Raw genomic sequence first — 14342 nt, forward strand, 5'->3', positions numbered from 1 at the left:
TTGTCAAGATTACGAGGTATAGGAGAGGGGGGAGTGTCTAGGTTCAGGGTCTAGGCGGGATCATTACTGAGTAAACTGGTAAAAATCCGATTCAACTGACCTAGACAAGAATCCGGGCGGCGAATCATTCCCCAGAGATTATCCCATCCGTTCTGAACACGCGCTAAGAGGGAAGGGGAAGGGTTGGCTTCAGGATAATAGACTAATTGCTGATTCCCTCGGTCTATCATTTCTAGCCAGGTGCCCAGAGGTCGGGGAATGTCTTGGGTGAGACGGAATTCTAAGGCCCCGGTGGAGAGGGATTCTACATAGGTGGGGGTTAAAAAGTGACGGTAGGCGGGGCTTTGGGGGGTGTGTTGATTGACGAGGGCTAGAGTAATCCCTTTCATGGCTTCCCGGACGGGTTCTGCTTCGTCGCCCATGACTTCTCGGACCCAAGTGCTTTGGGCGATGGTGCTTTTACTGTGGGCTAAGTTGGTGGCGCTCATGTGGGTGGCTCCGGAGATGGTGAGGAGGTATTTTTCTGTGGTTAATTGTTGGAAGGGTCGCAGTTGATGGTCTAGGGCGGGGGTAATGGCATCTTCGGTGTGACTGAGGATGAAGGTGGGGGTTTCGACTTGTTCTAAGCCTTTTTCGCCGAATAAATGACCGACGACGGGGTTGAGTGCGATCGCCTTAACCACCCGACTATCCCGCAACCGTAATTTACTGTGGGGAAGCGCCCCCCCAGCACATTGTAACCAGTCGGCGGGCGCTCGTCCCAAGGGTTTCCGCCGTTGACAGTAAGACCGCAGGGCTTTTAAGTCTAATTCTCCCCCGGCCAAGGCCAAGGCGGTATAGCCCCCCAAGGAGTGACCAATCATGACCACTTCTTGGGTGTTGAATTTATCGCCTAAATAGCCCCAGGTTTCACGGAGGCGCTCTAATTCATCTAATACAAAACTCACGTCAGCCGGACGATCTCGAAATTCGGCGGCCGGAAGAACATCCGTCGGTTGGAGTTCTAAGCCAATTTGGGCGAGGTTGTCAATATTACTGCCGGGATGCTCTAGTGCGACGACACTAAAGCCGTAGGAGGCTAAATGGTGGGCAAGGTAACTGAGAAAACGACGATCGGCGGCAAAGCCATGAGATAGCACTACCACCGGGCCACGGGTGCGGGAGGAATAGTACAAATCTACGGGGATGCGACGGCGACGTTGGCGATCGTGGAGGCGTAGGGAACGCTGGCGCACTTGTTCGGGGCCGGGGAGGGTGGGATCAAAGGGAGGGGCAAAGGAGGCGAGATTTCCGGAGGTAGACTGGAGATGCTTGGCGAGAGCCGGGCCGAGGAGTTGACTTTGGATTCTGGAGGCATTTAATTGTAAGGCGATGGAGGTTGCGGCGATCGCATCAATGGTTAGGGTTTCGTAGGGGTAAGTCTGCAAAAACCCTAGGATACTAATATCTTCCGCCTGTCGTAGGGTCAAATACAAAGCGGCCTTAATCTCCGCCCCACTGCTACCGGGGAGGGCTTTCTGTAGGTCTTCTAATAACCGTCGGCCATCTTGGGATTGGAGAAATTTGTTCAGGAAACTATCAGCAATGTCAGGATTGACCGCCAAATGCTGCCCCAGTAACTCCCGGACTTGGGGGGTGAGGAGCGGGGTTAACCTTTCGAGGGAGGGACTCACTTCTCCGGTGCGGACAAATTGGCTTAACTCTTCGATGGAAACGGTCGTTTCCAACCAGCCCATTTTCAGCACCAACTGCTCGGCCGCGGCTCCTGGAGTGGCGGCGAGGGTCAAAAGGGCGATCGCTCCTAGACAGGTTTTAGTAATTCTAGAGGCCAGCCCAGTCTGGAGGGGACTGGGACGAAAACCACGCCAACGGTTGACGGTGAAGCGAAAGGGGCAAGGGTTGAGTACCTCCCCGTGCCTTGGGCGGAAACGTTCTCTTGTGATCATTATCCCATCGTGCATTAAGCGAAAATAGAATGCCTTTGATCCTACCAAACCTCAAGACTATTCATCGGGATGATTGGTTTCCCAAAAGATTTTCCCCGCCCTTGAGGTATCCTCAGTAGTAATACTGAAGACAGCGCCAAATACTAGCCGTTTTGGATAAAATAAGGTGATCCCTTGCCCGTTTGCTACGCAACGTTTCACGTTCGCGAAGCGTCACGAAGTGAACAACAAGTGGGTCAGTTCGTGGAATAATTGCCCTGAAACAACGGCCACGCCCCTATAAAGCCGTCTATCCGCCTTGCTCCAAGCGAGAGGAAAAGACGGGGTTGCTAACCTAAAGTTTTCGATGACCTTTCAACTTCTCCCCGGTCCGATAGCTTTCCTGTCCTTCAACAGGACGCTACAACTCTTCGGTTTCATGCAATGCTTCGCCATTGCCAGCGCCGTCACGCTCATGGCACTATTCTACGGGAACATGGGGACTCCTCCCCTGCTCAGTCTCCTGTTGTGGGGGGTCTTGTTCGGATCTACCACCGGATTGGGGTTAATTTTCCGCTATGGTCAACAACAACAGACCTTAGCCCACCAACAGGAAGCACTGTTACGCCATTATGAGCAACAACTGCACTACACCCTCTTGGGGAAAAAAATCAACCAAGAGATTCAAAGTCTGTTGAGTTTAGAGGAGATTTTAAACACCACAGCCCAAGAAATTGGCCGCCTTTTGGGTGTGAGTCGTGTCATCGTGCATTTATACCAGCCGAAAACCGACGAGGAAGCGCGCACAGTGGGAACCTTGATGATTCAAGGTCTTTATACTATTACCCCCTATGAAATCGATCCGGCGTTGGAAATTCCCGTCTGGAAAAATAGTTATGCTGAGTTTGTCCTGAGTCAGGAGCAGGCGATTACGTCAGTCAATCCGGCGGAGGATGCCCAACTGGGGGACTATCAAGCCCTGGCCGCCCAATTGCAGATCCAGTCCTTGTTACTGGTGCGAACGGCATTCCGGGGGGTAGCCAATGGGTTGATTGCCATTCATCAATGCGTTGACCAACGACCTTGGACTCCAGAAGAAATCGAACTGGTGGAATCCCTTGCCCTAACAGTGGGGATGGCCATTGCTCAGGTTTCCCGCTTCAAGGCGGAACAGGCCGAAAATCAACAACTGCAAAGGGAAATTACCCAACGGAAACAGATCACCCAAGCATTGCGCGCTTCCCAAGAACGTCTGACCTTTTTAGTCCAACAAAGTCCCCTCGGGGTGATTGAGTGGAGCAAAAACTGGGAAATTATCGCCTGGAACCCCGCCGCAGAAGGGATTTTTGGCTATAGTGCGGCTGAGGTGATCGGCAAACAGGGCATTGATTTATTAGTCCCCACCCAAGCCCGTTCCGAGGTTGATCACACCATTGGCAATCTAGCCGTTCATCAAGGAGGGACTTACTCGATTAATGAAAATATCACCAAGACGGGTGAAATTATTGTCTGTGAGTGGCATAACACCGTTCTGGTGAATGATCAGGGGGAATTGGTGGGGTTTGCCTCCATGGTGACAGATATTACCCAACGGCAAAAAGCCGAACAGGAATTACTGGAACGAGAGGAGCGCTTTCGAGCCATTTTTGAAAATGCGGGGATGGGGATTGGTTTAACGGGGTTAGATGGGGTGATTGTGGAAAGTAACCCGGCGCTGCAAAAATTATTAGGCTACAGTGCCGAGGAACTGAAGCATCTGCACTTTACCGATTACACCTACTCCGAAGATGTCAACGCTGATGTGAGTTTAGTGGAGGAAGTGTTTGCCGGGGTGCGGGAAAACTTCTCCATGGAAAAACGCTATGTCCGCAAGGATGGGGAGGTGGTTTGGGCGAGGATGACCCTCTGTGCTATCCGAGAACCGGATCGCACGGTGCGTTATACCTTCTGCATGACGGAGGATATTAACGACCGCAAACGGGCGGAGGCAGCACTACTCGAAAGTGAAACCCACAATCGCGCTATGTTGGCCGCTATCCCGGATTTAATCATTCGTTTAAATGGGGAGGGGATTTATTTAGGGTCGGCCGGGTCAAGTCACGTGCGGAATTTAGCCGATGAGAGCCAAGTGGGTCAGTCGATTAGGGTTTTTATGCCCCCGGACTTAGCCGACCAACAGATTAAGCGGCTCCAGCAGGCGATCGCCACAGGAGAACCCCAAATCTATGAACAAAAGCTGGACTTTGGGGATCAAATCCAATACGAAGAGGTGCGCATTGTGATCTGTGGGGAGAATGAAGTTTTGATGATGATTCGGGATATTAGCGATCGCAAACAAGCCGAACTCGCCCTACAAAAAGCCAAAGAACAAGCCGAAGCCGCCAACCGCGCTAAAAGCCAGTTCCTCGCCAGCATGAGCCACGAACTCCGCACCCCCCTTAACGCCATCCTCGGTTTTAGTCAAGTCGTCAGTCGCGACGACAACCTAAAACCTGAACACCGCGAAAGTCTCGCCATCATTAACCACAGTGGAGAACACCTCCTCAACTTAATCAACGACATCCTCGACCTCTCCAAAATTGAAGCCGGACGGATGCTCTTACAAGAAACCCACTTTGACCTACACAATCTCATCGCCAACTTAGAGGAAATGCTCTCCCTAAAAGCGCGCAGTCAAAACCTCACCCTCACCTGTGAACTCTCCCCCCATGTCCCCATTTATGTTCTCGGTGATGAAGGCCGACTGCGCCAAGTCTTAATTAATCTCCTGAGTAATGCCCTTAAATTCACCCCCCAAGGCACCATCCGTTTAACCGTCACCGTTCCCCCCTCCTACCAAGGGGAAGCAGAACAAACCGTTCCCATTACCTTCAGTGTCACCGATACCGGATTAGGCATTGCAGAACAGGAACTCCAGTATTTATTTAAAGCCTTTGAACAAACCGAAAGCGGACGACAATCCCAAACCGGAACTGGTTTAGGCCTCTCCATCAGTCAAAGCTTTGTTCAGTTAATGGGGGGAAAAATTACCGTCCAAAGCCAAGTCAATCAAGGCTCAACCTTCTCCTTTACCCTCCCCCTCCAAGCCGTCTCCTTTAGCCCCATCCTAGAGAATCATAATCCCAACAAAGTGATTCACCTCGCCCCCGGTCAACCCGCCTATCGGATATTAGTGGTCGATGACCGTTGGGAAAATCGCCAACTTCTCCTAAAATTATTGGAACCCGTGGGTTTTGACGTGGAAACTGCCGCCAATGGTCAAGAAGCCATCGACCTCTGGCAAACCTGGCAACCTCATCTGATTTGGATGGATATGCGGATGCCTGTGTTAGATGGCTATCGCGCGACCCAGAAAATTAAGGCAACCCTGCAAGGCCAGAAAACGGTGATTATTGCCCTCACCGCCAGCGCCTTTGAAGAACAACGCTCTATGATTTTAGAGATCGGTTGTGATGATTTTGTCCGCAAACCTTTCCCAGAGCAGATTATTTTTAATAAAATGGCTCAATATCTGGGGGCGGAATATATTTATGCAGAAACCTCTCCCGCTTCTGGGGCGCAATCTCTGACCCAAACTTGGACAACTGAGGAGTTATTTTCCCACATCAAGAGACTCCCAGAAGATTGGACAAAATCCCTTTATCGTTCTGCTTTAGAAGCCGATCCCAAGTCTGTTTATGAGTTGTGCGCACAGCTTCCCCCCTCGGAGCAACCCCTTCTCCAAACCCTTGAGGCTTGGGTGAATGACTTCCGTTTTGATTTAATTATAGAGTTGTTAGCTAATCGTCGGTAAGCCCCGCACTGTACGCAAAGCGTTGCGTAGCAAATGTCAGTGTCGGGAGGATGTCACAAGGTTACGAACGTTCGGGGGGGTTAACGTTGAATCAATGGGAGAATTAATGGCAGGATTTTTGCGTCTTTTTTCTTGAAAAAAAAATAATTAAGAACTGTAACTTTTTCTGGACAAAGTGCGCGGTTGTTGGGAGAATAATTTTAATTAAGTTTGCTTCATAATGGGAGTGGTGGCTTTCATCAAAAAACGTCACCACTCCCATTATCTAATAATACCTCTGTCAAGGTCAATAGTCAAGCCCTAACCCTGATTTTTTCGTCGATTTTTGGGGATCTATTTCCAATAAATGCCACACTACCTGAAAGTGCTGATGAAAACGAAACAGTTGTTGCTGATCCTACTATTTTGCTTGAGTTTAGGACTGGTGAATTGTTGGCCACAATCTCCCCCCCCTGCTGTGACAGACTCCGGGACGACTCAACCCATTACCATCTGGTGGACAAAGGGCTTTTATCCGGCCGAAGATGAGGCCTTATCCCGGGTTGTTCGTCAGTGGGAACGGCAGATTAATCAACCTGTAGAGTTAACATTTTACGACGATGATGAAAACTTGCAAAGAGTATTAAATGCGTTAGCCGAAGGGACTCCGCCGGACATTGCGTATAACCGTCGTGCAGAATTTGCGGTGAATCCCCGAGTAGCTTGGGAGGGGAAAGTTCCCGATCTCAGTGAGGTAATTCAGCCCGTGGAAAACCTCTATACAGAAAGCGCGGTGAAGTCCGCTTATTTGCTCAATAAAACGACTGGGGAACGGAGTTATTATGGCGTTCCCTTGCAACAGCAAACGGTTCACCTTCATTACTGGGGAGATTTATTAGAAGAGGCAGGATTTACCCCAGAGGATATTCCTAAGAATTGGGAGGATTTTTGGGCATTTTGGCAACAAGCCCAGGATAATTTACGTGCGAAGGGTTACGAGAATATCTATGGGGTAGGTTTGACCGTTTCTCCGATGAGTAATGACACCTTTTATGAGTTTGAACACTTTCTAGAAGCCTATGATGTGAGCTTATTAGATAGTGAGGGAAATCCTCGGGTCAGTGATCCAGAATTACGGCAGAATTTAGTGAGATTAATTGAATGGATTGTGGGGTTTTATCAAGAGGGTTATATTCATCCCGATGCCGTGAATTGGGGAGTACCGGATAACAATACAGCCTTTTTAAATCGTCAGTTATTGATGGTGTTCAACCCGACTCTTTCGATTCCGAGTTCTCAACAAACGGATCCGGAAGTGGCGCAAACTATTGTCACCCATCCCTTACCCAATGAACCAGATGGGGAGGTAGCAAAGACGTTAATTTCCGTCAAACAGGTTTTAACCTTTACGGATTCTCCTCATCCCGAGGCGGCTAAGGATTTTTTGCGTTATTTAAGTACACCGGAAAACTTGAGTCTGTATTTACAAGATTCGGGGGGGCGTTATTTTCCGGTGATGAAGCCGTTGTTAGAAGAACCGTTTTGGTCTGAATCGACGAATCCTCATATTGCGGTGGCGGCTGAACAGTTTAAAGAGGTGCGGCCATTGGAGTATATTACATCGCCTCCTTATTCTCAGATTTTTGCGGAGAATTTGTGGGGGAGAGCGTTAAGACGGGTAGCCGTGGATGGGGTATCGGCGACGGTGGCTGTGGAGGAGACTCTCGCCCGGATTGAGGAGATTTTCCGGGAATGGGGAGATAGTTAGACCTGCTTGTTGTAGGGCAATTCTACAATACAAGTAAAGTAGACAACAGACCACCTCCCTTATGAGACGATTCTTGAGGCGATCGCACCTTTTTCCCAGATTCCCCAAAACCCTCCCCCTCTTTGGGGCTGTTCAAAATCTTTGGCGTAAGCGTCTACTCGTCCAACTGGTGGGTTCTTTCCTCATCGTTTCTCTAACAATGGTGTCCTTGATGGGGTATTTAGCCTTTGTCCAGGCGAAAGAAGCCCTCAAAGCGTCGGTTTTTGCTCAACTCAATATTACGGCATCGTTGAAAGAGCGAGAATTAGGCCGTTGGCTGACGGATCAAGGTCAAGATTTACTGGCCTTTTCCCATCTTCCCTCGGTGGAGGAAAACGCTCAAATTCTCTTAACCACCCCCAGTCAGGATCCCCGTTATGTTGTCGCCCAACAGGCCTTACAGGAGAATTTAGAGCGTTTTGTGGAGTACCAAGATGGCTTAGAGGAGGTCTTTTTGCTCTCTCGGGGAGGACGGGTGTTAGGAGCAAGCGATCGCCAAATTATTGGACAATTCCAACCACTCTCCCAATACAGCGAGATCACCCGCGACGAAAACACCCCCCTCCTGTCCAACTTTTATCGATCGGCCAGCACAGGAAACCCCCAAATGACCCTAGCAACACCCAGCAAAAACGCTCAAGGGCAAACTCTGGGTTTGTTTGCCACCCACCTCAACTTAGACCGCATGGATCAGATTATCCGGCAACAAGTCAGCCTCGGAGCAACGGGAGAAACCTACTTAGTCAGTGATATTGGCAGCAGTTTAGCCGCTAAAAATGTCCTAGTTTCCGCTCAAGCTGGGGGGAAGCTAGAGGATCTGGACTCCATCGACAGTTACGGCATCCAACAGGCCTTAAAAGGACAACGGGGCCAGGGATTATATCTCAACTATCGCCAACAGCCCGTTATTGGGGTTTATGCCGCCCTACCGGGTAAAGGTTTAGCCCTGTTAGTGGAACAGTCCCAATGGGAAGCCTTCGCCCCGGCCCGTTCCCTAGCCATACTGCTCTTAGGTCTTGGAATCACCCTCTCCGCGCTGATGGCGGGGGGGATGGTCTTGTTAGGGCGGCAGATTATTCGTCCCATTCGTGCGATCGCCCAAACCGCCCGTCGAGTCAGTACAGGCGACCTCACCTGTCAAACCCCCATCCTGACGGACAACGAACTTGGGCAATTAGCCCAAGGGTTCAACCACATGATCGACCAACTGCAACAATCCTACCAAACCCTCTCCGACTACAACCACACCCTAGAAACCAACGTTTTTGAACGCACCCAAGCCCTTCAACTGAAAAATCAAGAACTCGAAAGCACCCTAGCAGAACTCACCAGAACCCAAACCCATCTCATCCAAAACGAGAAAATGGCCGGACTTGGGCAGTTAGTGGCCGGAGTAGCCCATGAGATCAACAATCCCGTCAACTTCATCCACGGCAACCTCTCCCACCTTGACCAATATAGCCAAGACCTTCTAGGATTCGTCGAACAATATCAACAGGTTTATCCCCACCCCCATCCGGATTTAGAACAGTACATTGAGGACATAGACCTAGACTTTTTACAAGAGGACTTACCCAAAGTCTTAACCTCCATGCGCATTGGAACCGAACGCATCCGAGAAATTGTCCTTTCCTTGCGCACCTTTTCCCGTCTCGACGAGTCCGAACAAAAGGCCGTCGATATTCACACTGGGTTAGAGAGTACCTTACTCATCCTGTACAATCGGTTTAAAGGAAAAGGGGACTCATCCCCAGTTGAACTGGTCAAACACTATGGGGATTTGCCCCTCGTAGACTGTTATCCGGGGCAATTGAACCAAGTCTTTGTCAACTTAATTAGCAATGCCTTAGATGCCCTAGAAGAGCAGGAAAACCGCCCCCCCAATTCCTCCCCCCAAATCACTATTACCACGGCCGTAGTAGGGGAAGATCGGGTGAGGATTGAGATTGCCGACAACGGCCCCGGAATGTCTGAGGAGGTACGGGGGAAACTGTTTGATCCCTTTTTTACCACGAAACCCATCGGTAAAGGGACGGGTTTAGGGATGTCGATTAGTTATTCTATCATTGTGGAACGCCACCAAGGCACTATTACCTGTGATTCTCGACTGGGAGAGGGGACAAGGTTTTGTCTGGAAATCCCCCTGCGGCAGGTGAGGGGGTAGGGATTGATTGCTGTGATTTGCGCGACGGGGTGGGTGTTTTTTTGACGGCATTCGGGAAAATGGCTGAAACTCAAAGAGGGTCTGGGTTTGAATGGCTTTGTCATTCGGAGACTGTCGCGCACCTTACAGGGCAAGGGTTTCAGCCTTTTCTTGTCTTTTCCCGGAGGCTGTGTTATAGTTTTGGGGTGGGTGTCGCGCAGGTCGGGCAGGAAAGTCCCACGGGGTCACGGCTTCAGAGTGCCGCTCTTGAAATGAGCTATAATGCCTATGAGGTATTGAAACCTAACAATAAATTGGCCAACCTTTCTCGCTGCTCGCGCTTGAAATGAGCTATAATGCCTATGAGGTATTGAAACACAACATCGCAACCGACATAGGATGGGGAAGCGCGAACTTGAAATGAGCTATAATGCCTATGAGGTATTGAAACAAGCATCTGACCAAGGGGATGGGTAAGGAAGGTAAGGCTGCGACTTGAAATGAGCTATAATGCCTATGAGGTATTGAAACTGGCAATATTGACATTTCAAAAGCAAAAGAAGCAGCCTTGAAATGAGCTATAATGCCTATGAGGTATTGAAACCGGCAACTCGTGGAGGAGGGGGAACACTCCCGAATTCTTGAAATGAGCTATAATGCCTATGAGGTATTGAAACCTCCGAAAGCTGTATCTGTGCCTGTGCCGCCGTAACTTGAAATGAGCTATAATGCCTATGAGGTATTGAAACACAGAATTGGTGAGGAATCGTAGCTCATGGTCTGCTTGAAATGAGCTATAATGCCTATGAGGTATTGAAACAGAAGTAACTGATTTTTTAGAAGAAGTAAAACTAACTTGAAATGAGCTATAATGCCTATGAGGTATTGAAACACACTGAGGGATGGCATGGATGCAGCGAAAGCCTTGAAATGAGCTATAATGCCTATGAGGTATTGAAACAATTATTTGGCTTCCTCCTAAGTCTAAAAAGCTTAGCTTGAAATGAGCTATAATGCCTATGAGGTATTGAAACATCAGCGAGGTTAACCACCGCTATGAGGAGCGGGCTTGAAATGAGCTATAATGCCTATGAGGTATTGAAACAAAAACGTTTAAGGAGTCAATTTCAACCCTATCTACTTGAAATGAGCTATAATGCCTATGAGGTATTGAAACCCTGTATCGTGACGAATACTACGACCCCGACAGCCTTCTTGAAATGAGCTATAATGCCTATGAGGTATTGAAACTGTTAGGGGGTGGGTGGGTGAAGTATCAGGTAAATCTTGAAATGAGCTATAATGCCTATGAGGTATTGAAACGCACAGATACGGAGCGACTGCCGCTCTGTATTGGCTTGAAATGAGCTATAATGCCTATGAGGTATTGAAACCCTTTATCGTATACCCGGTGGCGGTATACTGCCCCACTTGAAATGAGCTATAATGCCTATGAGGTATTGAAACGTAGCCATTGACTCTATCCCCTAGGCTAACTTCCACTTGAAATGAGCTATAATGCCTATGAGGTATTGAAACTTGAAAATTTTTCGGATTTACCGTAACCACTCTTGAAATGAGCTATAATGCCTATGAGGTATTGAAACGAAAGAGTAGGGAAAAGCTTCCGCGAGAATGTGACTTGAAATGAGCTATAATGCCTATGAGGTATTGAAACTGGTGATTTGCATGATATTTTTGAGATTCTTATTGACTTGAAATGAGCTATAATGCCTATGAGGTATTGAAACGAGCCTCCCGTAAGCGTTCCAGACCCGTGGGCGGAACACTTCTTGAAATGAGCTATAATGCCTATGAGGTATTGAAACGCCCGTAAGCCTCGGCTTTGGTCACAATTTGGTTACTTGAAATGAGCTATAATGCCTATGAGGTATTGAAACGTCAAATTCTAACCACCGCTCAATTTCCTCTTCGGAGAGGTGTTCCTTGAAATGAGCTATAATGCCTATGAGGTATTGAAACTAGAATGCTGTATTCATGCAGCATTACGGCTAACTTGAAATGAGCTATAATGCCTATGAGGTATTGAAACTGAGCTATTTTAGTGAGTTGCTTGGAGTCGCGCCATACACTTGAAATGAGCTATAATGCCTATGAGGTATTGAAACGATTTACGGCTTGAGATGGCACGGGCAAGGGAACGGGAGAGCTTGAAATGAGCTATAATGCCTATGAGGTATTGAAACTCAATGATCCCGGTGAAGTCCTCGGGGACTTCACCTTGAAATGAGCTATAATGCCTATGAGGTATTGAAACCTTGGAGGCCGGCGGCGATTGAGTCTCGCCCGTCTTGAAATGAGCTATAATGCCTATGAGGTATTGAAACCACCCTCGCTTGCACCACCTTCTCATCCTTCACGGCGGAACTTGAAATGAGCTATAATGCCTATGAGGTATTGAAACTCTAACCTCAAACAACCTCGGTTTTCCCATTCCCTATTAACGATTAGACATCTCCCCTAATTAGACTGAAACGCCTATGCTGCCATTCCGAAAAGGGGGTTTTAGGAGATGTCTACTACCTAGGATCTGCTGAATATCCCTCTAAGCGCTGTAATATGGCTTTTATCGACTTGGAAGCGAGAAAGTGCAAGGTTTTAGGGACAAAGAATCAAAAAGGCTTGCCTTTTTCTGACTCCCCTCTGTTCCCTGTTCCCTTGACTTCTCACTTTGAGTCTTAACTTGTCAAGATTGCCAATTGCCGAACAAACCTACTCATCCGGCTCAATCGTACTGGTTAAGCCATGATTTTTAAGCGTTTCACAATAGAACTCCGCGTGTTCTAAAGCACAAGTAATGACCAAAGCTAAACCATTCGTATGGGCTTCCATCATAATACTAACCGCTTGAGGTTGAGTGAGTCCGGCTACCGTACTCATCAAAGTTTGCACCACATATTCCATGCTGTTGAAATCATCATTGTGCAGTAAAACACGATAGCGGGGGGCGTGTTTACGGGCAGTCGAAGACTTTTCCCCTAAAGATGGCTTATCAATGACTTCTGTAGACATGGTAAATCAACCTCCTGTTCCTTCTATTTAATATTTCCGTATTAACTCTCAGTGGGTCATTGTTAGCATTTAATTATACCCAAAACCTAACAATCACCCTGCAAACCATTAAAAACCCCAGATTCTGGAGAATCTAGGGTTTTCACTGGCTTTTGTATCCTATTTGGTGGCGGGAGGCGGATTTGAACCACCGACCTTCGGGTTATGAGCCCGACGAGCTACCAGACTGCTCTATCCCGCGTTGCTTCTTTCAACTATAGCGCACTTGGCGCACAATTTACAAGTATATCAAAAAATTTTTTTGATTCCTAGGGTTAAGGGGGAAAAATTGAGAATTATTCATGACCTCTTCATTCTACTGTGGGGCGTTGGTGGCATTGGTTTGAGCATATTCTAGATAGCCTTGATATTCCGTGACCTTCTCTTGAGCCGTGGCATAGTTAGGATCATCGGCCGAGACTTGCTGCATAAGTGCGATCGCCTCCTGCCAAGTTTGCGCCACCTCTTGCCACTCCGCCTGAGTTTGAGCCGTTTGCACCGCGTTAGCCGCCGCCATTGCCTTATTCACCGCATCTCGGAAAGGCGTAGGAGAAGTCGGCACCGCAGGAGCTTCCTCTGTAGGTGGGGTTTCTTCCTCCACCCAAGTTTCCTCCTCCGAGGCAAAAGGATTAATCGAGTTAATCATCTCACAACCGCCCAGAAAAGTCAGGACGGTTAAACTGACAAAGATTACAGTTAAACGGTTCAACATCATAGATTCTGCCTTAACAGTCGGTCACTGAAAAAAGTATAGCGGTAGGCTGCATCAGATAGTAAAATCCACGCAGGAAAGCTCACGCTCTATGCGGTCAGAACTCATCAGGGTTAATCCCTTGGGAACGGAGTAACTCCGCCAGTCGTTCCGCTCGTTGCCGTTCTTCTTGTAACGCCAACTCCGCTTGTTCTGCCCGTTGTCGTTCAATAACAGCCCGTTCCTCCCCCGTGAGCAACAAATTCCCCTCACTATCCCACCAGCGCAACCAAGGCAACTCCACATTGCCATAGCGTCCGTGCCATATCCCCAACTCTACCCCCATTGGCTCTATAGGATAATGTCCCCGCTCATTTGCCTCCATTAACTCATAACGATTCACCATGAAGCGGTACACCTCAACACTAGCTCTCTGCACTTCGTAGATCGCATAAAAACCCGGTCGAATCACCTGTTCATAAACCCAGAATTTCCCCGGTTTTTGGAGCGCTTGACTGTCGGGAGACAAAGGGGTTCTATCTCGCTCTTCTGACCCATCCCCAGAGACAAATTCAATGGCAATCAGGGGAGGAATAAACTCTTGCCACAACACATAAGAACGCCTAAATTGTCCATCGAGACTAGGAGGAACATTAGCGACATAGAACCAATCGGGACATTCCGCTCCCCTCTGGGGGGGGTCTGTAAGTCGCCAGTAAATGCCACAATCCTGACCGATGGCATACTGTCCATCGGGATGGAGTTGTTCTAGGGTGGGTTTAATCGAATCAGTGAGGAGGATACTTTGGGGATGCTCCTGAAAGTTTTTCACAAAGGTATCGTCAGAGTCCGGGAGTTGGGTATGGTCGGGGAGGGGGGGAATTTTTGGGGGAGATGATTTGGCGATGGTCATGGTGCAATAGTTCTCATCC

At 48.5% G+C, this 14342-nt stretch carries 7 protein-coding genes, 1 tRNA gene and 1 CRISPR repeat array; of the genes, 3 read left to right on the forward strand and 5 right to left on the reverse strand.

Going from position 1 to position 14342, the window contains the following annotated elements; translation table 11 throughout:
• Positions 1 to 50: 50 nt before the first annotated feature.
• Positions 51 to 1946, reverse strand: coding sequence for an alpha/beta hydrolase (locus SPI9445_RS0107630; RefSeq protein WP_164674483.1), 1896 nt, complete (start codon positions 1944 to 1946; stop codon positions 51 to 53).
• A 346-nt stretch (positions 1947 to 2292) separates the two neighbouring features.
• Between SPI9445_RS0107630 and SPI9445_RS27435 the strand changes: the two genes are divergently transcribed.
• From SPI9445_RS27435 to SPI9445_RS0107645, 3 genes are all read left to right on the forward strand, one after another.
• Positions 2293 to 5718, forward strand: coding sequence for a PAS domain S-box protein (locus tag SPI9445_RS27435; protein WP_083883505.1), 3426 nt, complete (start codon positions 2293 to 2295; stop codon positions 5716 to 5718).
• 370 nt (positions 5719 to 6088) lie between these two features.
• On the forward strand, positions 6089 to 7465 hold the full coding sequence (locus tag SPI9445_RS0107640; protein ID WP_033374331.1) for an ABC transporter substrate-binding protein: 1377 nt from the start codon (positions 6089 to 6091) through the stop codon (positions 7463 to 7465).
• A gap of 61 nt (positions 7466 to 7526) precedes the next feature.
• Positions 7527 to 9668 carry a sensor histidine kinase gene (locus SPI9445_RS0107645; RefSeq protein ID WP_100227071.1) on the forward strand — a complete coding sequence of 714 codons (2142 nt, stop codon included), beginning with the start codon at positions 7527 to 7529 and terminating at the stop codon, positions 9666 to 9668.
• Positions 9669 to 9913: 245 nt separating this feature from the next.
• A CRISPR array of direct repeats spans positions 9914 to 12072; the repeat unit is 37 nt; unit sequence CTTGAAATGAGCTATAATGCCTATGAGGTATTGAAAC.
• A 308-nt stretch (positions 12073 to 12380) separates the two neighbouring features.
• Here SPI9445_RS0107645 and clpS read toward each other — a convergent pair.
• The 4 genes from clpS to SPI9445_RS0107665 all read right to left on the reverse strand — a co-directional run bounded on the left by clpS (position 12381) and on the right by SPI9445_RS0107665 (position 14323).
• Positions 12381 to 12680 (reverse strand): ATP-dependent Clp protease adapter ClpS, encoded by a 300-nt coding sequence (gene clpS / locus SPI9445_RS0107650; RefSeq protein ID WP_017304153.1) that lies wholly within the window; start codon positions 12678 to 12680, stop codon positions 12381 to 12383.
• Positions 12681 to 12844: 164 nt separating this feature from the next.
• A tRNA-Met gene (locus tag SPI9445_RS0107655) sits at positions 12845 to 12921 on the reverse strand.
• A 114-nt stretch (positions 12922 to 13035) separates the two neighbouring features.
• A complete protein-coding gene (locus SPI9445_RS0107660) occupies positions 13036 to 13434 on the reverse strand; it encodes a hypothetical protein (protein WP_017304154.1) in 399 nt (132 codons plus the stop codon).
• Positions 13435 to 13528: 94 nt separating this feature from the next.
• Positions 13529 to 14323 carry a Uma2 family endonuclease gene (locus tag SPI9445_RS0107665; protein ID WP_017304155.1) on the reverse strand — a complete coding sequence of 265 codons (795 nt, stop codon included), beginning with the start codon at positions 14321 to 14323 and terminating at the stop codon, positions 13529 to 13531.
• Between the last annotated feature and the right edge of the window lie 19 nt (positions 14324 to 14342).

Origin of the sequence: Spirulina subsalsa PCC 9445 (assembly GCF_000314005.1) — a bacterium.
GTDB classification, from domain to species: domain Bacteria; phylum Cyanobacteriota; class Cyanobacteriia; order Cyanobacteriales; family Spirulinaceae; genus Spirulina_A; species Spirulina_A subsalsa.

Excerpts from the sequence above, each read along its gene's own strand:
- SPI9445_RS0107630 (WP_164674483.1), bottom strand. The coding sequence starts at position 1,946 with ATGATCACAAGAGAACGTTTCCGCCCAAGGCACGGGGAGGTACTCAAC.
- SPI9445_RS27435 (WP_083883505.1), top strand. The coding sequence starts at position 2,293 with ATGACCTTTCAACTTCTCCCCGGTCCGATAGCTTTCCTGTCCTTCAAC.
- SPI9445_RS0107640 (WP_033374331.1), top strand. The coding sequence starts at position 6,089 with ATGAAAACGAAACAGTTGTTGCTGATCCTACTATTTTGCTTGAGTTTA.
- SPI9445_RS0107645 (WP_100227071.1), top strand. The coding sequence starts at position 7,527 with ATGAGACGATTCTTGAGGCGATCGCACCTTTTTCCCAGATTCCCCAAA.
- clpS (WP_017304153.1), bottom strand. The coding sequence starts at position 12,680 with ATGTCTACAGAAGTCATTGATAAGCCATCTTTAGGGGAAAAGTCTTCG.
- SPI9445_RS0107660 (WP_017304154.1), bottom strand. The coding sequence starts at position 13,434 with ATGATGTTGAACCGTTTAACTGTAATCTTTGTCAGTTTAACCGTCCTG.
- SPI9445_RS0107665 (WP_017304155.1), bottom strand. The coding sequence starts at position 14,323 with ATGACCATCGCCAAATCATCTCCCCCAAAAATTCCCCCCCTCCCCGAC.